The organism is Thalassospira sp. MBR-102, from assembly GCF_040549275.1.
GTDB lineage: Bacteria > Pseudomonadota > Alphaproteobacteria > Rhodospirillales > Thalassospiraceae > Thalassospira > Thalassospira xiamenensis.
Genome location: NZ_JBEPTC010000023.1, coordinates 1 through 18,877, shown reverse-complemented (window position 1 = coordinate 18,877; position 18,877 = coordinate 1). Strand labels below are relative to the sequence as shown.

Genomic DNA, 18,877 nt, shown 5'->3' with positions numbered 1-18,877 from the left:
TGGCCACACGATATGACCGCAAGGCCTGCCATTATCTGTCTTTCGTATTTCTCGCCGCAGCCACTCTATGGATGTAAATGTCGATTCAGCCTAGGGTCTGGACTCAATTGCACCAACACCTGATTGCGAACAATCGCACCATGTTGAGAAAATTTTCTGCGTGCTTTTCGTATCGGACGGTCAGTCGCCTCATGTCTTTCATGCGACAAAAGAAGCGTTCAACAAGGTTGCGTTTTGCATAGAGCCCGACATCATGCGGGATCGGATTGTTGGCGTTTGCTTTGGCCGGAATGACGGGTAATGCGCCTTCATCCTCGATTTCCCGCCGAATACGCGCACTGCCATAAGCCTTGTCTGCAACGATGGTCAGAGGCGGCTTCGACCAGTTCAGGAAACAGTCGATCATCTTGCTGTCGTGGAGCTGCCCACCACTGATGGCAAGGCGCAACGGACGACCCGATGCATCTACAGCGGCGTGAATTTTACTTGTCCTGCCGCCGCGTGAGCGTCCAATACCTTCTGCCAGTTCCCCTTTTTTGACCCGGCCGCTGCGCGGTGAGCCTTCACAATCGAACTGTCGATAAAGACGAGAGCATCCTCGCATTCCGTCGCCAAAGTCTCGAATATCTCGCGCCAAATGCCACGCTCTCCCCATCGGATATACCGATTATAGACCGTGGTAGGCGGGCCATATCTTCCCGGAAGGTCCCGCCAGGGGGCGCCGGTTCGCAAAATGTAAAAGATGCCATTGAGAACGGTTCTGTCGTCGCGCCGCTTTGGACCTCGACCCTCAACCGGAAGCAGCGGGGCGATAATCGCCCATTCTTCATCGCTCAAATCAAATCGTGCCATGTGATAACTCCCTTTCCATAAGGGTGAATCACATTTCCAATATCAATTTCAAGCATTCCAATTGGGTTCAGACCCTAATATTTGGGGTGCTTAAGTTCTCTTGTAACCGGGGTACATGATGCCAACTTGATAAAACAGGGTGGAGCGTATCAGCGGAGAAAACCTGATGTCACTGAATATTGGCAGCCGTATTCTTTTGGCAGCGGCACTGATTGTTGTGACCACATTTGTGGCATTCATTCTGTATTTCGACCTTCAACAAAGATCTGCAATTCAGGATTCTCTTCAATCCAAGCTGATTGAAACGGGTTCTCTGGCAACAACAGGGATCGCAAATTGGATTGAGGGCCGAAAGTTGCTGGTAGAGAGCCTTGGGCAAAACATTGCTCAGAAGAATGACAGTGACAGTGTGAAGGATCTGGTCAGCCGCCCTGCCCTCGCCAATACATTCATGTTCTCGTATTTTGGCAGTGCATCTGGAGAAATGCTGATGTTTCCACCGGACGAACTGCCTGCCGATTACGATCCACGTAAACGACCATGGTATTCGGACGCAGTTACCGCAGGTGGCAGTACGCTTACCGAACCTTATACGGATGCCTCAACTGGAAAGCTGATTGTGACAGCGACTACACCGGTTTCTTCTGATGGGAAAATCCTTGGCGTCGTAGGGGGAGATATTGACATCACCACCTTGGGGGAACTGGTGCGGAGCGTTGATCTGGGCGGGATCGGGTACGGATTTCTGGTTAACGACCAGGGAACTATCCTGATCCATCCTGATACCAATTTAACCCTCAAACCAATTGCAGAAGCCTTTCCGGAGGGTACCCCGACTGTTCAGGAAGGCATGGATGACGTCCTGAATGGAAGTGGTGATCAAATTTTCACTTTCTTCAAGGTTGAAGGTCTGCCTGCCGTAAGCTGGTACCTTGGCTTTGCCATCGACCGTGACCTTGCTTACCTGTCACTGACAAACTTCCGGCAGACATCCGTTATCACAGCCATTATCGCGGTCCTTGCCATAATGGGACTTCTGGGGATTTTGGTACGCCAATGGGTATCGAGACCCGTTCTGAGCATGACAGATGCCATGACACGCCTTGCAAGTGGTGATCGCAGCTTAGAAGTACCGGGTACCGAACTCAAGGATGAAATCGGTTCAATGGCTGCTGCTGTTGTTGTATTCAAGGACAATGCTATCGAAATGGAACGCCTTGCCAAAGAGAACGAGGCCGCCACAAAGCTGCTGGCGGAGGAACGCAGACGCGCACTCAACCAAATGGCAGACAGTTTCGAGAAAAATGTCCTTTCGATCGTTGAAACTGTCGCACATGCGTCCTAGCAGACCCAGCATGTTGCCAAACAGCTGACAGCAAGTGCCGAAGAGTCCAATGCGCGGGCAGCTGCCGTTTCCAAAGCCGCAGCCGAGACGACTGAAAGCGTTCAGACCGTCGCATCCGCCACCGAGGAGTTATCTGCCGCCATCAGGGAAATCGCAGCGCAAGTTACGCAATCGATCCAGGTTGCGAGCATGGCAGTTAACGGTGTGAATAATACCAGCCAGACGATTACGGAGCTTGCCGATGCAGCAGAACGGATTGGAAAGGTTGTCGGCTTAATTCAAGATATTGCAGGGCAGACAAACCTTTTGGCCCTGAACGCCACCATCGAAGCTGCCCGCGCCGGAGATGCTGGCAAAGGTTTTGCCGTTGTCGCCGGCGAGGTCAAATCTCTTGCCAATCAGACAGACAAGGCGACCGGCGACATTCAGACGCAGGTCGATGGCATACAGTCCTCGTCTACCCGCTCGGTAACAGAGATCGGCGATATCACCACAACAATCGAACGGATTAACGAGTTCTGCAATGCGATCGCCGCGGCTGTTGAGCAACAGGGAGCTGCGACACAGGAAATTGCAGATAGCGTGCAACGCGCCGCATCGGGAACGCAGGATGTTTCGCGAAACGTATCGGCGGTTTCCGATGCTTCTACCATGGTCAGTGACGAGGCCCGTGCCCTTTTGCAGTCGTCAAATGAAATGCAGGCTTTGGCTGGAAAGCTTCGCCAGGAAGTGATTGGCTTCCTTAAAACGGTTCGCGATAATTGACCCTTTGTCATAATTGGTCCCCGCATCGTGTGTTAATCATGGTGCATGCTTTTAATTTGCCATTTGGCTGCCGTAAAAATGGTCGAAAATCAAATCGCAAAAATTTAGGTGCAAAAATTTACAGCAGATCCATGGGTGATTCGGTGCCCTTGGCAATGGCGGGAATTTTTATTGCGTAAAACCACTTGGCACAGCAGTATATTTGCCAAGCTTTCCAAAGCCCGACCAAATATAATGCCGTGACGACCGTTTTCTTCATATAACTGCAAAAAATCAGTAGAATTACGGTGCCCAGACAGGCAATTATTCAGGGGAAAATGTGATTGGGATTGTCCAAAGGGGTGAAGCATCGATTTGATGCGGATCGGACTGGCCCGACACAACAAGAACTTTCAACAGGGGACTTTTTATCTCGATATGAGCACAAACATACCCGCCCTAAAGGTCGAAGGGATGTTCAAAAGCTTTGGGGAGCATGAAGTCCTCAAAGGTATTGATCTGACCGCGAATACCGGTGACGTGATTTCGATCATCGGTTCGTCCGGTTCTGGCAAAAGTACCTTTTTGCGTTGTATCAACCTTCTTGAAACACCGAATTCCGGTGCCGTGCATGTCCACGGCGAACTGATCAAAATGCGCGGCCTGAAAGACGGAAGTCAGGAGCCCGCCGATAAGAAACAGCTTCAACGCATTCGCACCAAATTGGCCATGGTCTTTCAAAGCTTCAATCTTTGGAGCCATCTGACCATTCTTGAAAACGTGATCGAAGCACCGGTGCATGTTCTTGGCATTCCCAAAAAAGAAGCAATAGAACGTGCTGATGCACTGCTTCACAAAGTAGGGATGTATGAACGCCGCGACTATTATCCCGGCCATATTTCCGGCGGACAGCAACAACGCGCTGCCATTGCCCGTGCTTTGGCGATAGAGCCCGAAGTTCTGCTGTTTGACGAACCGACATCGGCTCTTGACCCCGAATTGGTTGGCGAGGTTCTGCACGTTATGACGGGCCTTGCCGAAGAAGGCCGAACCATGCTGGTCGTAACCCACGAGATGGGATTTGCCAAAGGCGTATCAAGCCACGTTATGTATCTTCATCAGGGACGGGTCGAAGAGTTTGGTGCCCCGAAAGAAGTTTTCGAAAATCCAAAATCAGAGCGCATGAAGCAATTCCTTCAGCGAGATTTCTGATCTGGAAAGGACGGTTCCCTTAAAGAACCTTCCGAAAAGGACAGTGTCGACACGGCCTGTTCTCAACAACAAGGGAGACTATGAATGAAAAACTGGATCAAGGTTGCAACCGCTGCAGCCGTGGGTGTCGCACTGAGTGCATCGGCAGCAAGTGCAGCCTGGGAAAAAGTCGTCATCGCAACCGAAGGTGCATACCCTCCGTTCAACTATGTAGACAAGGATGGCAACCTGCAGGGATTTGATGTCGATTTCGCTGTAAAACTTTGCGAAACCGCTGGCATCGAATGCGAGATCGTAGCTCAGGATTGGGACGGGATCATTCCAGGGCTGCTGGCGAAAAAATATGATGCAATCATCGCCCAGATGTCGATCACCGAAGAGCGCAAACGTTCGATCGATTTCACCAACTATTACAGCACCACACCGGCTGTGTTTGTTGGCAAGGAAGGAATGTCTGTCACTGCATGGAAAGACGATGCTGTAGTTGAAGATGCGCTGGATGGTCTGGTCATTGGCGTTCAGCGTTCGACCACCCATTCGGCCTTCCTTGAAGACAATTTCCCGAATGCGGAAATTCGCATGTATGACACGCAGGACAACGCGCTGCTCGATCTGACAGCAGGTCGTATTGATGCGACGCTTGCTGATTCCGGCGTGCTGGTTGAATGGGTCAAATCGGACGCGGGCAAAGGCTATGCGTTTATTTCCGATACCTTTGCGCCTAAAGAATTCTTTGGCGAAGGTACTGGTATCGGTATCCGCAAAGAAGACCAGGACCTGAAAGAGATCCTGAACAAGGCACTGGCAGAAATGCTTGCAAACGGCTCCTATCAGGAAATAAACAAAAAGTACTTCGAAGAAATCAACCTGCACCCGAATTGATCGGAAGGCAGTTTAGGGCGGCACTTAATGTGCCGCCCTTCCTTATTGCCCCCATATTGACGCGGCATGAAGGTTTGCAGGAGATAGCATGTTTGATTTATACGGCCGCGGTTGGCAGATGCTTGAAGGTGGACTTGTGACGGTCCAGCTTTGCCTGACCGTGCTACCATTCATGATTATTCTGGGTTTGCTGGGCGCATCGGCAAAGCTGTCGCGTTACAAGGCCCTTCGGATCATCGGGGAAAGTTATACCGTTATTATTCGCGGTATTCCGGAACTTCTGGTTATTTTATTGATCTATTTTGGCGGTACTATTGCCATTCAGAACCTCGCCGAACTGATCGGCGGTGAGGCGGTTCGCGTTGACATTCCTGCATTTTGGTCGGGGGTTGCTGCCCTTGCACTTGTTCAGGGGGCCTTTGCATCCGAGGTATTCCGGGCTGCAATGCAGTCCATTCCACTTGGCCAGATAGAAGCGGCAACCGCATGCGGCATGACACCCACGCAGATATTCATTCGCATCAAATTGCCGCAGCTCTGGCGGTTTGCCCTTCCCGGCCTTAACAATCTGTTTCAGGTTCTGATCAAAGATACGGCATTGATATCCGTCGTGGGCGTCGAAGAAATCCTGCGTAAGGCCGCGGTCGGTGCAGGTACAGAAAAAGCGCCCTTTACGTTTTATCTGGTCGCCATGGCAATGTTTCTGGCCTTTACCACCGTATCGCTATTTGTCTTCAATCGACTTGAAAAGCGGGCTTCCCGCGGCATTGCGAGGGCGTGATCGATGTTTGAAGATCTGATATACGTCCTTACCAAGTACGATGCATGGCTTTGGCAGGGCTTCCTTCTGACCCTGCAATTGCTTGTCGTTTCGGTTGTTTTTGGCACCTTGCTTGCCATTCCGCTTGCGATTGCGCGGGTGTCAAAGCTGATCTGGGTTCAGGCTCTTCCGTTTGCCTTTATTTATGTGTTTCGCGGCACGCCGCTAATTGCGCAGCTGTTCATGATGTATTATGGCTGCGGGCAGCTGATCGCCAGCATTGATGGTATTCAGGATCACTGGTCCTGGACGTATCTGCGTGATCCTTACTGGTACTGTCTGTTGACGTTTGTTCTTAACACGGCGGCTTATATGGCCGAGATCATGCGTGGCGGCATCCAGAACGTTCCGAATGGCGAGATTGAGGCGGCGCGCGCGTGCGGAATGGCCCCCGCCACCATTTATCGCCGGATCATCTTCCCGCGTATGTGGCAGATTATCTGGCCCGCCTACACCAACGATGTAATTTTCACGCTTAAGGCAACGTCACTGGCGTCAACGGTGACAATGATGGAACTAACCGGAGCCGCGCGCAAAATTGTTGCTCGCACTGCATTGCCATATGAAGCCTTTATTTCGGCCGGTGTGATCTACCTGATCATTGTTTACGTTCTCACCTTTGGCTTCAAGGGGATCGAGAAGCACCTTCGCCGAAACGAAAACCGGAAAGAAAACAAATCCGTTCCGGCCAAAGCTGGCGGACATATTTGATCCAGCCTTTTGTGCCTGCCCCCGAGCGAAGATAAGCATCGCTCGGGGCCACGCGTCCCAGCCAGCCATGCAACCCAGTAGTTTGCAAGTGCTGTTGATAATGCCACCACCAAATCCCACAGGAATATCATGCAACAAGAACGCATTGAGTTGATTCGCCCTCAAATGGGTACTGCCCGCGCGCTTACCGTCCGTCGCTATGGCAAAGTCGGGCAAGGACCAAAAGCTTATCTGCAGGCAGCCCTTCATGCCGACGAGCTCCCTGGTGTAATCGCCCTGCACCATTTGGAAATGCTCCTGAAAGCTGCCGAAGAAAGCGGCCAGATCAACGGTGAAATCGTGGTTGTACCGTTCGCCAATCCGATCGGTTTCACTCAGTATGTTGATATGAAACCGCTCGGGCGTTTTGAAATGCGCACCGGACAGAACTTCAACCGTCACTATCCCGACCTGTGTAAGGAACTGATTGCGGCTGTTGATGGTAAGCTTGGTCAGGATCCGGATGCCAATGTTGAATGTGCGCGTGTCGAACTTCGTCGCTTGATCAAGGAACACCGCAGCAATGCAGGGCCCTTGACCGATCTTGAGGATTTGCGTCTGACACTGGCGGAACTAGCAATTGATGCGGACTATGTTCTTGACCTGCATTGCGACTGGGAAGCAGCCATGCATCTTTATACCAGCGATTCCAGCTGGCCGGATGCAGCAGATCTGTCGGCTCAAATCGGTGCAGAAGCCTGCCTGATTGCCGAAGAAAGCGGTGCGAACCCGTTCGACGAAGCTTTCAGCCGCCCCTGGGTCGAATTGCGCCGCGTTTATGGCGACAAGTTTCCGATCCCGATGGCAACACTTTCAACCACAATCGAATTGCGCGGTGAACAGGACGTTTATGATCACCTTGCCAGTCAGGATGCGAAGAACCTGTTTGCATTCCTGCAACGTCGTGGCGTTATCGCAGGTGACCCCGGCCCCCTGCCCCAGGCAAAATGCACGGCCACACCGCTTGCAGGTGTTGATCGCGTAACGGCAACCCATGGCGGGATGATCGTGTTTTCCGTCGATGCCGGTGTCCATGTAAAAGCAGGTCAGGAACTGGGCTATGTTCTTGATTGCGAAACAGGTGACAAAACACCGTTTTCCAGCCGTACAGACGGTTTCATGTACGCACGTGTCGGTGGGCGTCTTGTGGTCCCCGGCGGTTTGCTTTGCTCTGTCGCAGGGCCCGAGGCATTGCCTGGTCGCGAAGGGCTTCTTTTGACCGCACGTTGACCTTCTTTACGGGACGCGATAGCAAGAGTTCGGTATAATCCTTGCCGAATTCAACACTTCGCGTCCCGCGCGTTTTAAGGATATCGACATGTTCGACCCGAATTATGTTTCAGAAGTCATTACAGCTGCCAAAGCAGCAGCAAGAAGCGATGCGGAAACCGCGCGACTGGCCATTTCCGTTCTTGATCTGACCAGCCTGAATGACGATGACACGGTCGAAAAGATCGAAGCACTGTGTGAGCGCGCACAAAGCCCGGCAGGAAATACCGCCGCTGTTTGTGTGTATGCGCCATTTATCGAAACCGCATGGCGGGCGCTGGGCCAAAGCGGTGTTAAAACTGCTACTGTTGTCAATTTCCCGGACGGTGGCACCAATGCGCAGCGCGTGGGCGACGAAACAGCAGACGCCGTTGCCAAGGGTGCGGACGAGGTTGATCTGGTTTTGCCTTACAAGGCTTTTATAGCCGGGGATATCCAGACTGTCGTTGATGTTATTGAAGCAACCCGCATGGCTTGCGGTCCGATGACCACGATGAAGGTCATTCTTGAAAGCGGCGAATTTGACGATCTTTCCAAGGTCTATGATGCCGCCCGCCTTGCGATCAAACATGGTGCGAATTTCGTCAAAACCTCGACCGGGAAAGTGCCAGTTGGCGCGACGCCCGAGGCGGCGGTAGCAATGATTTCGGCCATTCGCGATGCCCGGGAGGAAGATGGTCTTGCTTGTGGCTTCAAGGCATCTGGCGGCGTCAAAACGGCTGATGACGCAGCATTGTTTCTTGCAATTGCGGATGAAATAATGGGTGAAGGCTGGGCAGAGCCAAGCACGTTCCGTTTCGGTGCCAGCGGGGTTTTGACAGCCTTGTTGGAAACTTGTGGTATTGATCAGTCTGTTGCGCCAAAGACGACTGGCAACTACTGAGAATTATGACTATCTGCCAATCAATCCAAATGGCAGACACAGCTGAAGGAAGACGGAATGGCCCGCGCCATAATCATTGTTGCAGACAGTTTCGGTATCGGCGCAGCCCCAGATGCAGCCAAGTTTGGTGATCAGGGCTCAGACACCTTGGGTCACATTGCAGAAAACTGTGCTAATGGTCTGGCAGACAATGATATTCGCAAGGGAGAACTGAATATTCCCAACATGACCGCGTTAGGTCTTGGCGAAGCCGCCAGGGATGCAACCGGTCGTGTCCCACCGGGACTTGAACATGGTGGCGCGATGATTGGCGCCTATGGCCATGCCCAGGAACTGTCACGCGGTAAGGATACGCCAAGCGGCCATTGGGAAATTGCGGGTGTGCCCGTTGATTTTGATTGGGGCTATTTCCCGCTTGAAGTGCCGACCTTCCCCAGAGAATTGACCGATACGCTGATCAAGCAGGCAAAGTTGCCCGGTATTCTTGGCAATTGTCATGCATCTGGTACAACAATCATTGCCGAACTCGGGGAAGAACACATCAAAACCGGCATGCCGATTTGCTATACTTCGGCCGATAGCGTGTTTCAGATTGCCGCCCACGAAGAGCATTTTGGTCTGGATCGGTTGTACAAGGTTTGCGAGATCGCCTTTAAACTGGTTGAACCATATAATATTGGCCGTGTCATCGCCCGCCCGTTTGTCGGCAGCAGTCCGGCTGATTTCAAGCGAACGGCAAATCGTCGCGATATAGCGATCCCGCCTCATAGACCGACCCTACTGGATAAGTTTAGCGAGGCTGGCGGCACGGTCATCTCGGTGGGCAAAATTGCCGATATCTATGCGCAGCGCGGCATTTCAAAGAAGGTAAAGGCATCGGGTAATATGGCCCTTTTTGATGCCATGATGACTGAAATTGATCAGGCGCCTGATAACAGCATCGTTTTCACCAATCTTGTCGATTTTGATATGGAGTTTGGTCATCGTCGCGATGTGCCGGGTTATGCCAATGCCCTTGAAGAGTTCGATGCCCGCATTCCCGAACTGCGCGCGATTTTAAAGCCGGGCGACCTTGTCATCATCACCGCGGATCATGGCTGCGATCCAACTTGGCGCGGCAATGACCACACACGCGAATTCGTGCCGATTCTGGCATTCGGTCCAGCCATTCAACCCGGGCCGATTGGCATGCGTGACAGTTTTGCCGATATTGGCCAAACCGTTGCGGATCACCTTGGCATCGCGCCGCTGGCCGCGGGTACTTCGTTCCTGAATGGATAAAACATGAACTGGCAACCCGGTCATAGCGAAGCACCGATGGCGCCGATCCGTATCGAGGCGATCATCGATACCGTGTGTCCATGGTGTTACATCGGCAAGAAACGTTTGGAAAAGGCGCTTGTCCGGGAAAAACTTGACCATATGCCAATTACCTGGCGTCCATTCCTTTTGAACCCCGATATGCCAACGGGCGGGATAGACCGGAAATTATATCTGTCGGCCAAATTTGGCGGCACTGAAAGTGCAGGCCGGGTTTACAAGGCGATTGAGGCTGCGGGTGCGGCTGTCGGGATTGATTTCAATTTCGATGCCATTCGTCTGACGCCGGATTCAACAGATTCCCATCGCGTGATCTATAAAGTTTGCGCCGAACGCCCTGCTGTCGGGAATGATCTGGTTGAAGATCTGTTTACGGCTTACTTCCTTGATGGACGCGACATTGGTGATCTTGACGTTCTGGTTGAGATTGCCGTCACCCATGGCGAAGATAGAAACGAAATCCTCGATTACCTTGGGGGTGACATGGATCGCGAATTCGTATCGCAGGAAAACCGGGTTGCCCATCAAATGGGCGTAACCGGGGTCCCATGTTTCTTGTTTAATGGCCGCCATGCTCTTTCGGGCGCGCAGGAACCCGAAATCCTGCAACGCATGATCCGTCTGGCGCGTCAGGAAGAAACACCCATCTGACATGTATCCCGTATGGGAATAAAAAAGGCAGGTCCTGAACGGGTACCTGCCTTTTTCGTTATGCTTTTGCAGCAATATCGGCCAAGCGACGCATCAGGCGCTTTAAACCTTCCAATCGATCTGTCGGACCATCCCACCCCGCAGCATAAACGATCTTGTGATCCGGGCGCAAACGGGCCACGCCAACCTGTTGCTGGATAAAACCAACCAGACCGGCCGGGTTCGGGAATTCATTATTCCGAAGCGTGATAAGCGCCCCTTTGGGGCCGGCATCGAGTTTTTCAACATTGGATGTGCGGCACCATTGTTTGATCGTGACCACGTCCAAAAGGTTTTCGACCTCTTTTGGCAGCTTGCCAAAACGGTCAATCATCTCGGCGGCAAATTGGTCAACTTCCTCGCGGGAACGCAGTTCCGAAATCCGTCGATACAGGCCAAGTCGCACGCCAAGGTCGGGCACATAACGATCCGGTATCAGCACCGGCATTCCGACATTGATCTGCGGCACGAAGGATGCCGCGTCATCGGCCTCTATCTCGCCCTTGGCCTCGGCCACGGCTTCTTCGATCATCTGCTGATAAAGTTCGATCCCAACTTCCTTGATATGGCCTGATTGTTCCTCGCCAAGCAGGTTTCCTGCTCCGCGAATATCAAGGTCATGGCTGGCAAGATTGAAACCGGCACCAAGACTGTCAAGCGTCTGCATGACTTCAAGTCGCTTTAATGCGGTTGCTGTAAGCTTCTTGCCATTTGGCAATGTCAGATAGGCATAGGCACGCTGTTTTGATCGACCGATACGCCCGCGCAACTGATAAAGCTGCGCCAAACCAAACATGTCGGCGCGATGTATGATCATGGTATTGGCGTTCGGAACATCGATGCCGGACTCTATAATATTGGTCGCAAGCAACAGATCAAATTTGCGATCAGTGAAATCGGTCATCACCTGTTCAAGGTCACGAGGCCCCATCTGGCCATGTGCAACGTCAAACTTGATTTCAGGCACAAGTGTTTCAAGTTCCTTGGCAACCCGTCCAAGTTCATTGACCCGTGGGCAGACATAGAAGATTTGCCCGCCACGATGACGTTCACGCAATATCGCTTCGCGCACAACAACCGGATCATATGGCGTGATATAAGTCCGAACAGCAAGACGGTCGACCGGCGGGGTTGCAATAATCGAAAGTTCTTTTACCCCGGTCAGTGCAAGCTGCAATGTGCGTGGGATCGGCGTCGCTGTTAATGTCAGCACATGGACATCGGTTTTAAGCTCTTTCAGGCGTTCCTTATGCTTGACGCCGAAATGCTGCTCTTCATCGATGATCAGAAGTCCAAGATCTTTGAACTTTACACCGTTACCCAAAAGCGCGTGTGTCCCACACACGATGTCTACATGCCCGCTTTCAAGGTTGTCCTTGACCAGCTTGGCATTCTTGCCGGTCACCAGACGCGACAGTTGCTCTACCCGCACCGGAAGCCCGTCAAAGCGCTGCTTGAAGGTCAGGTAATGCTGACGGCATAGCAATGTGGTCGGCGCAACAATCGCAACCTGTTTGCCCGACATTACGGCGGCAAAGGCTGCGCGCAATGCGACCTCTGTTTTGCCAAAGCCAACGTCCCCGCATACAAGACGATCCATCGGCTTTCCTGCGGCCAGATCGTCAAGCGTATCGCGAATGGCACGTGCCTGATCTTCGGTTTCAGCAAACGGGAAGCTTGCACAGAATTCGTCATAACTTCCCTCGGGGGCGGTCAAGGCCGCCCCTTTGCGCAGATGGCGTTCGGCGGCAACCTTTATCAGCTTGCCTGCCATATCGCGAATGCGCTCGCGCAATTTGGCCTTGCGGGCCTGCCAGGCAACGCCGCCAAGTTTATCAAGGATCGACAGCCCCTCGTCCGAGCCATAGCGCGATAGAACTTCGATATTCTCAACCGGAACAAAAAGCTTGTCGCCGCCATCATATTCCAGTTCCAGACAATCGTGAGGCGCACCACCCGCCGTAACGGTCCGAAGACCAAGATAACGACCGATCCCGTGGTCAAGATGGACGACAAGGTCCCCCTCTGAAATCTCGGATGCTTCACGCAGGAAGTTTTCAGCCTTGCGACGTCGTCCGCCTGGACGGCTCATACGATCGCCAAGAATATCCTGTTCCGAAAGTATCCAAAGACCTTCACGGCGGAACCCGTGTTCAAGATCGAGAATAACAACAGCAAGCTGTTCTGGCGTCAGATCGTCAGTAACATCTTCCCAGCATTCTGCCGTAACAACCTTTGCAACTCCATGTTCGCGCAGAACCGAAATCATACGGTCACGTGATCCATCGGAATAAGCTGCGATAACAACCTGTTGATTCTTTCCACGTTGGGCGACGATGAAATCACGCAATTCATCATAAAGATTGGTATCGGCCCGTGCCCGAACATCACCAAAGTCGCGCCCGGGACGTGCGCCCATGTCAAAAACGGCACGCTCAGCACTTTCTTCTTCGTAGTAAGGTGAAAGTTCTAGAACCGTGCGATCATTCAGCATCCGGTCAAATTCGGCCTGATCAAGGTAAAGCCGCTCGGGCGGCACAGGTTTATAAACATTGTCCCCCGAAAGCCCGCCGCCCTTTATATTCAGGCGTGCCTGATAATAATCGTCAATCATCTCAAGGCGGTTTTCGATGACCTCGCCATATTGATGATCAAGGCTGACCATCACATCAGGAAGATAGGCAAAAACTGTATCCATACCGTCGTGGAACAACGGCAGCCAATGCTCCATTCCACCATATTTCAAGCCGTTACTGATCGATTCATAAAGTGGATCAGTTTGCGATACGACGCCAAAAAGTTCGCGATATCCGCTGCGGAACCGGGAAATGCTTTCGTGATCCAGAAACACTTCGCCAACGGGCAGAAGGGCGATTTCGTTGATCCGTCCGACAGTGCGCTGGGTTTCAACGTCAAACCGGCGAATGCTTTCGATCTCGTCACCAAAGAAATCAAGTCGCACAGGCTCTTTCATACCCGGCGCAAAGATATCAACAATATCGCCGCGAACCGCGTAATCACCGGGCTCCATAACCTGTTCGGCACGGTTATAGCCCATCCGATCAAAATAGCCGGTCAGATCGGCGCGCGAATGCTCCTGTCCTGATTTAAAGGTCAGTTTGCCATCGCGCATAACATCTACCCGCGGGACGCGCTGCATGACCGCCGCTGCTGTTGCCAGAACGATACGTCCCTGCCCGCTGGCCGGTTTGATATCCTCAGCCAGTGTCGTCAATGTTTCAACCCTGCGTGCCGTTACTTCGGCAATCGGTGAAACCCGGTCGTAAGGCAAGCAATCCCACGCCGGCAGGGTCAAGACTTCGACCTCGCCCGCAAAGAAAGCAAGTGCCTCGGCAAGCTGGGCCATGCGTTTGTCATCGCGCACGATATGCAGGATTGTGGCGTCGTTTGCCGATGCATCCAGCAATTCGCGCAACAACAAAGCGTCGGCACCCTCGGGAACACCACACAGTCGCTTGCGACCTTTTGTTGAAATGATTTCTTTTAATTTATTCAATGTTTTATCTGGCGTTGCTAAGTTCCTGAATCATGTGCAGCACGTCGGTATCATATTCCTCCGGTGCCTGCTCTTTGCCCGTTGCCCACTTAAAGAAATCGGCATCGGGAACATCATTCATCAGGATTTCAAAACGTTCGAGCTGTTCTTCTGACAGGGTGGCAAGGTGCGCCTCCATGAAACGACCGATCAGGATATCGTTTTCCTTGGTACCGCGATGGCCGCCGCGAAACAGCAATTTCTTGCGTCGGACTTCAAGTTCTTTGCTGTCGATACTCACGTTCGATCTCCTGTCTTTTCTGGTCACTGTGCATCGGCATAAAACCAAAGGCACAGTTTGTCTTTTGTGGCATGGTTTGTACGGTAAATTCGCCAATTGGTCCATGCTGTCATCCATCCAATTTGCATTGGCTCGTGACTTGTCGGTTGTCGCACGATAATTTTGTTGTATACCCAGCATCTAAACCGATTTGTTCTATTAACGTTCTTATCCGAAAACACAACGAAAACCGTCATGCGCCCGGAAATATTGTTCCCGCTTTTTGCTGAAATCGACAGCTTGCCCGGCATTGGCCCGCGCCTGAAGCCTTTGCTTGCGCGGTTGATCGGCGGCGAACATGTGGTCGATTTGCTGTGGCATTTGCCATCGGGGCTGATTGATCGACGTTTTTCTCCGCCTCTAACAGAAACAATTGATGGATCGATTGTTACGCTGGATGTCTGGATAGAACGCCATGATGCCCCGCCAAATCGGCGCCGCCCGTATCGGGTCATTTGCAAAACTCAAGGTGTCCCTCTGGTTTTGGCGTTTTTCAATGCCAGGGCCAAATATCTGAACGAAGTTCTGCCGGTTGGTGAAAAGCGTATCGTCTCGGGCAAAATTGATCATTATCGCGGTGAATACCAGATCACCCATCCTGACCGAATTGGTACCGAGGCCGAGCGTGATGAAATTCAAACCGTGGAGCCTGTGTACCCGATGTCAGCTGGTGTCACGGGTAAAACTCTTACCAAATCAACTCGTGCGGCTCTTGCGATGGTACCGGAGCTCCCGGAATGGCATGACCCCGCCCTACAGGCGCGGCACAAATGGCCTGCTCTGAAGTCCGCCCTGCATCAGGTTCATAACCCTGAAAATGATGGCGACCTGTCACCCGACCACCCTGCCCGCAAACGACTTGCCTATGACGAACTGCTGGCAAATCAGCTTGCCCTTGCGCTTATTCGAGCAAAGATGCGCAAGCTGGGCGGACGAGCAACAAACGGTGATGGCCGTTTGCGCAAGGCACTTGAAGCAGAACTTCCCTTTGCCATGACAGGTGCGCAGCAACGCGCACTGAAAGACATTTACGAAGACATGGGTGGCAACGGACGCATGCTACGCCTGCTTCAGGGGGATGTTGGCTCGGGAAAAACGGTTGTCGCCCTGATGGCCATGCTGAATGCAATCGAAACAGGCCGTCAGGCTGCTTTGATGGCGCCGACTGAAATTCTTGCCCGTCAGCATTTTGAAACGATCACCCCGCTTCTTGAAAAGATCGGTGTGACCTGCGCAATCCTGACGGGTCGTGATAAAGGCAAAAGTCGTAAAGCTGCGCTCGAAGGTTTTGCAGATGGCACTTTTCAGATTGCCGTTGGTACGCATGCACTGTTTCAGGAAGACGTGCAATTCCGCGATCTGGCTTTCGCCGTTGTCGATGAACAACATCGATTTGGCGTCCATCAACGTTTGATGCTGGCTGGCAAGGGACAGGCTGTCGACGTACTGGTCATGACGGCAACACCGATCCCCAGAACCCTGACCCTAACGGCCTTTGGGGATATGGAAGTATCGCGATTGGATGAAAAACCACCAGGAAGAAAGCCCGTTGATACACGTGTCCTGCCCGCTGACAAAGCGGATGACGTGATATCAGGCATCGGGCGTGCCATGCGCACCGGAACCAAGATTTACTGGGTATGCCCGTTGGTCGAGGATTCCGAAATCCTTGACCTGCAGGCAGCAGAAGAACGTTATCGCATTCTGGTCGAACTTTTTGGCGAAAGTCGTGTCGGGCTTGTCCACGGCAAAATGAAAGCCAAGGACAAGGACACCGTGATGGAACGCTTCGCCCACGGTGATCTGTCAATTCTTGTCGCAACCACCGTGATTGAGGTTGGTGTCAACGTCCCGGAAGCGACAATCATGGTCATAGAACATGCTGAACGCTTTGGGTTGGCACAGCTGCATCAGCTACGCGGACGGATCGGACGTGGAGACGCGGCATCAACCTGTCTGCTGCTTTACGGTTCACCATTAGGCGAAATTTCAAAAGCTCGCCTGAAAATCATGCGCGAAACCGAAGACGGTTTTATCATTGCCGAAGAAGACCTTCGTTTGAGAGGCGCTGGCGAAGTATTGGGCACCCGGCAAAGCGGCTTGCAAGCCTATCGCCTAGCCAGCCTTGAGATGCATGGGGATTTGCTTGCAATTGCACGTGATGATGCCCGACTGATTGTCGAACTTGATCCCGATCTGCAAAAGCCGCGCGGCGAAGCATTGCGGTTGTTGCTGTATCTTTTCGAGCGCGACGAAGCCGTTCGCTATTTCCGGTCCGGCTAAAAACAAGGGCGCTTGCAAATTGCGGCACCCTTGTTTTTTGTTTTCCATTAAACCGCTTTACGCATCCTCGCGGCTTTTGTCATCGGTATTCTCGTTCCCCGGTTCGGGATGTTTGGAAACCAGAACCGGTATGTTTTCTTTTTCACGCAAAACATCGACGTCTTCGTATGTCTTTGCGGAAACACGCGGCTTGGCCTGAAGTTCAGCACTGCGACGATCAGGTGGTGTGACAATCCCGCCTGACATAACCATTTTGATCGCCTCTTCGACCGTCATATCAAGGATCACGATATCCCGGCGTGGCACGAACAAAAGGAATCCCGATGTCGGGTTTGGTGTGGTTGGCAAAAAGATATTGATAACCGTATCTTCCGTCAGGTTCTGCACTTCACCCTTTGTCTCACCGGTAATAAAGCCAATAGCCCACATGCCGCGGCGCGGATATTCCAACAAAACAGCCTGACGGAATGCATTTGACTGATTGGCCAGCACCGTTTCAAGTATCTGTTTGACCGCACCATAAATGCTGCGAACCGCAGGAATACGCGCCAGAATACGTTCATAAAGCTTGATCAGCGCGCGTCCGGCAAAGTTGGTGGTGAACCAGCCGACAACCGTAATGAAAATCAGGATCACCAACAAACCAAATCCCGGGATACCGTATTCCTGATAACCTTCGGGCAGGTAATAGACCGGGTTGTAATGCCCCGGAATCAGCGGCATGACCTTACTGTCGACGAATTCTATAAACCACCATGCCAAACCAAATGTTATAACAAGTGGCGCACTGACGAGAACGCCTGTCAGAAAATAGGCCCGCACACGGGCAAAAAAGCCCGGACTGGGAAGGGCATGTCCGGCGTTTTCGCTATCCGAATCATGTTGATTATCGTGATTGGCGGTCATTGATCACCTGTGAAGAGACGTCGCATTACATCTTTTGACCTGTAATACATATTTGCATTCACCATTTGTCATTAACAGTATGGCAATGCTGCGACTATTAAGCTGGGAAATTCCCATTTATAGAGTGATAGCAGCATTCAAGTTTGTGGCGCAACCAAACAAAACAGGCGGCATCAACCGCCATTGAAAAGGAGTTGTTTTGCAGGTCTGGATTGTTGAATACATATACGATGATAATGGCTCTGTCGGTATCCGCACAGCGAAGGTAACAGCGCCCGATTATGAAACTGCACGGCAATTTGCCCTGGGTGACGCACCAGCAGTCGATTTCGTGATGTCTTTGCATCCGGAATCCGAAGATCAGTTTCTTGGCCGACCTGCCATAAGGGCGCGGGAAATGACAGGAAAAGTCGCCCATGACGTTCCTGATCCGGATGAAGACATAGAAGATGAGGATGATGTCTGATATCGACGATAAGCGAGATTACCTTGCCAGACCGATCATCGGAGTTGGTGCTGTTATTTGGAATGACGAAAATGTTTTACTGATCAAACGGGGCAAGGCGCCAAGTAAAGGCAGTTGGAGCATTCCCGGCGGCGCACAGGAGCTTGGTGAAACATTGCGTGATGCGGTTCGGCGGGAAGTCCTGGAGGAAGCCGGTATCATCGTATCAACCCCGGTTCTGATTGATACAGTCGACCTGATCACGCCAGATGGCAATGGGCAGGTTCAATATCACTATACCCTGATCGACTTCGTCGCCGAAGCACAAGAAACCGATTTAAAGACTGGCGGCGATGCTGCCGATGCCCGCTGGGTGCCTTTCGTGCAGCTTGATGACTACAGGCTTTGGGACAAAACCAAAGACATCATTACCCGCTCGCGCGCTTTACGTCGGTAAATTCAACCCTCACGAAAACAAAAAGGCGACATCAGAAGATGCCGCCTCAGACTGCTGACAAACCCCGTCATATTTTGGCGGGGTTTTGCTTTTAGAGGTGTTTGAAAGCTGGCTTGAGTGTGCCGAGGGGATTATCCCTCGGCGATTGGCCCCTTGGGGCCCAAAGCCAGGGCTATTTTCTTG

16 protein-coding genes and 1 pseudogene are annotated in these 18,877 nt (G+C 52.1%); 13 read left to right on the top strand and 4 right to left on the bottom strand.

The features are described from left to right. Nucleotides 1–103 precede the first annotated feature (103 nt). Nucleotides 104–852: pseudogene (locus ABIE64_RS22565) on the bottom strand (IS5 family transposase). Nucleotides 853–1,018: 166 nt separating this feature from the next. Between ABIE64_RS22565 and ABIE64_RS22560 the strand changes: the two are divergent. The 10 genes from ABIE64_RS22560 to ABIE64_RS22515 all read left to right on the top strand — a co-directional run bounded on the left by ABIE64_RS22560 (nt 1,019) and on the right by ABIE64_RS22515 (nt 10,728). Then, on the top strand, nt 1,019–2,197 hold the full coding sequence (locus tag ABIE64_RS22560; RefSeq protein ID WP_354378682.1) for a cache domain-containing protein: 1,179 nt from the start codon (nt 1,019–1,021) through the stop codon (nt 2,195–2,197). A 189-nt stretch (nt 2,198–2,386) separates the two neighbouring features. Continuing rightward, nucleotides 2,387–2,962: a methyl-accepting chemotaxis protein gene (locus tag ABIE64_RS22555; RefSeq protein WP_354378681.1), complete on the top strand. Its 576-nt coding sequence runs from the start codon at nt 2,387–2,389 to the stop codon at nt 2,960–2,962. Between the two features lie 417 nt (nt 2,963–3,379). Next, nucleotides 3,380–4,153: an ABC transporter ATP-binding protein gene (locus ABIE64_RS22550; protein ID WP_063094169.1), complete on the top strand. Its 774-nt coding sequence runs from the start codon at nt 3,380–3,382 to the stop codon at nt 4,151–4,153. An 84-nt stretch (nt 4,154–4,237) separates the two neighbouring features. Further along, a complete protein-coding gene (locus ABIE64_RS22545; protein ID WP_354378680.1) occupies nt 4,238–5,035 on the top strand; it encodes a transporter substrate-binding domain-containing protein in 798 nt (265 codons plus the stop codon). Nucleotides 5,036–5,123: 88 nt separating this feature from the next. Continuing rightward, entirely contained in the window at nt 5,124–5,816 is a 693-nt protein-coding gene (locus ABIE64_RS22540) for an ABC transporter permease (RefSeq protein WP_037992577.1), read from the top strand. Between the two features lie 3 nt (nt 5,817–5,819). Continuing rightward, entirely contained in the window at nt 5,820–6,566 is a 747-nt protein-coding gene (locus ABIE64_RS22535; protein WP_037992574.1) for an ABC transporter permease, read from the top strand. 165 nt (nt 6,567–6,731) lie between these two features. Further along, nucleotides 6,732–7,835 (top strand): succinylglutamate desuccinylase/aspartoacylase family protein, encoded by a 1,104-nt coding sequence (locus tag ABIE64_RS22530; protein ID WP_247643557.1) that lies wholly within the window; start codon nt 6,732–6,734, stop codon nt 7,833–7,835. 88 nt (nt 7,836–7,923) lie between these two features. Continuing rightward, entirely contained in the window at nt 7,924–8,757 is an 834-nt protein-coding gene (gene deoC, locus ABIE64_RS22525) for a deoxyribose-phosphate aldolase (RefSeq protein WP_354378679.1), read from the top strand. Between the two features lie 57 nt (nt 8,758–8,814). After that, nucleotides 8,815–10,038, top strand: coding sequence for a phosphopentomutase (locus ABIE64_RS22520; RefSeq protein WP_071240036.1), 1,224 nt, complete (start codon nt 8,815–8,817; stop codon nt 10,036–10,038). Nucleotides 10,039–10,041: 3 nt separating this feature from the next. Further along, nucleotides 10,042–10,728 carry a DsbA family oxidoreductase gene (locus ABIE64_RS22515; RefSeq protein ID WP_083379336.1) on the top strand — a complete coding sequence of 229 codons (687 nt, stop codon included), beginning with the start codon at nt 10,042–10,044 and terminating at the stop codon, nt 10,726–10,728. A 58-nt stretch (nt 10,729–10,786) separates the two neighbouring features. Here ABIE64_RS22515 and mfd read toward each other — a convergent pair whose 3' ends face one another. Further along, the gene (gene mfd, locus ABIE64_RS22510; RefSeq protein WP_071240037.1) at nt 10,787–14,284 is read right to left on the bottom strand and encodes a transcription-repair coupling factor; all 3,498 of its coding nucleotides are present in this window, start codon (nt 14,282–14,284) and stop codon (nt 10,787–10,789) included. Between the two features lie 4 nt (nt 14,285–14,288). Next, nucleotides 14,289–14,564, bottom strand: a complete 276-nt coding sequence (locus ABIE64_RS22505; protein ID WP_007089584.1) for an FAD assembly factor SdhE — start codon at nt 14,562–14,564, stop codon at nt 14,289–14,291. A 234-nt stretch (nt 14,565–14,798) separates the two neighbouring features. Here ABIE64_RS22505 and recG point away from each other — a divergent pair, with 234 nt between their 5' ends. Beyond that, entirely contained in the window at nt 14,799–16,886 is a 2,088-nt protein-coding gene (gene recG / locus ABIE64_RS22500) for an ATP-dependent DNA helicase RecG (protein WP_071240038.1), read from the top strand. Nucleotides 16,887–16,943: 57 nt separating this feature from the next. Here recG and ABIE64_RS22495 read toward each other — a convergent pair whose 3' ends face one another. After that, nucleotides 16,944–17,792 (bottom strand): DUF502 domain-containing protein, encoded by an 849-nt coding sequence (locus tag ABIE64_RS22495; RefSeq protein ID WP_071240039.1) that lies wholly within the window; start codon nt 17,790–17,792, stop codon nt 16,944–16,946. Between the two features lie 199 nt (nt 17,793–17,991). On the opposite strand from ABIE64_RS22495, the gene ABIE64_RS22490 reads away from it, so the two are divergent. Beyond that, the gene (locus tag ABIE64_RS22490) at nt 17,992–18,258 is read left to right on the top strand and encodes a hypothetical protein (RefSeq protein WP_071240040.1); all 267 of its coding nucleotides are present in this window, start codon (nt 17,992–17,994) and stop codon (nt 18,256–18,258) included. Beyond that, on the top strand, nt 18,248–18,694 hold the full coding sequence (locus ABIE64_RS22485) for an NUDIX hydrolase (protein ID WP_007089588.1): 447 nt from the start codon (nt 18,248–18,250) through the stop codon (nt 18,692–18,694). Before ABIE64_RS22490 ends, ABIE64_RS22485 begins: the two co-directional genes overlap by 11 nt. The last annotated feature ends 183 nt before the right edge of the window (nt 18,695–18,877 follow it).

What these genes read in the sequence shown, in the direction of transcription:
- ABIE64_RS22560 (WP_354378682.1), top strand. Translation starts at nt 1,019, where the DNA reads ATGTCACTGAATATTGGCAGCCGTATTCTTTTGGCAGCGGCACTGATT.
- ABIE64_RS22555 (WP_354378681.1), top strand. Translation starts at nt 2,387, where the DNA reads ATGGCAGTTAACGGTGTGAATAATACCAGCCAGACGATTACGGAGCTT.
- ABIE64_RS22550 (WP_063094169.1), top strand. Translation starts at nt 3,380, where the DNA reads ATGAGCACAAACATACCCGCCCTAAAGGTCGAAGGGATGTTCAAAAGC.
- ABIE64_RS22545 (WP_354378680.1), top strand. Translation starts at nt 4,238, where the DNA reads ATGAAAAACTGGATCAAGGTTGCAACCGCTGCAGCCGTGGGTGTCGCA.
- ABIE64_RS22540 (WP_037992577.1), top strand. Translation starts at nt 5,124, where the DNA reads ATGTTTGATTTATACGGCCGCGGTTGGCAGATGCTTGAAGGTGGACTT.
- ABIE64_RS22535 (WP_037992574.1), top strand. Translation starts at nt 5,820, where the DNA reads ATGTTTGAAGATCTGATATACGTCCTTACCAAGTACGATGCATGGCTT.
- ABIE64_RS22530 (WP_247643557.1), top strand. Translation starts at nt 6,732, where the DNA reads ATGGGTACTGCCCGCGCGCTTACCGTCCGTCGCTATGGCAAAGTCGGG.
- deoC (WP_354378679.1), top strand. Translation starts at nt 7,924, where the DNA reads ATGTTCGACCCGAATTATGTTTCAGAAGTCATTACAGCTGCCAAAGCA.
- ABIE64_RS22520 (WP_071240036.1), top strand. Translation starts at nt 8,815, where the DNA reads ATGGCCCGCGCCATAATCATTGTTGCAGACAGTTTCGGTATCGGCGCA.
- ABIE64_RS22515 (WP_083379336.1), top strand. Translation starts at nt 10,042, where the DNA reads ATGAACTGGCAACCCGGTCATAGCGAAGCACCGATGGCGCCGATCCGT.
- recG (WP_071240038.1), top strand. Translation starts at nt 14,799, where the DNA reads ATGCGCCCGGAAATATTGTTCCCGCTTTTTGCTGAAATCGACAGCTTG.
- ABIE64_RS22495 (WP_071240039.1), bottom strand. Translation starts at nt 17,792, where the DNA reads ATGACCGCCAATCACGATAATCAACATGATTCGGATAGCGAAAACGCC.
- ABIE64_RS22485 (WP_007089588.1), top strand. Translation starts at nt 18,248, where the DNA reads ATGATGTCTGATATCGACGATAAGCGAGATTACCTTGCCAGACCGATC.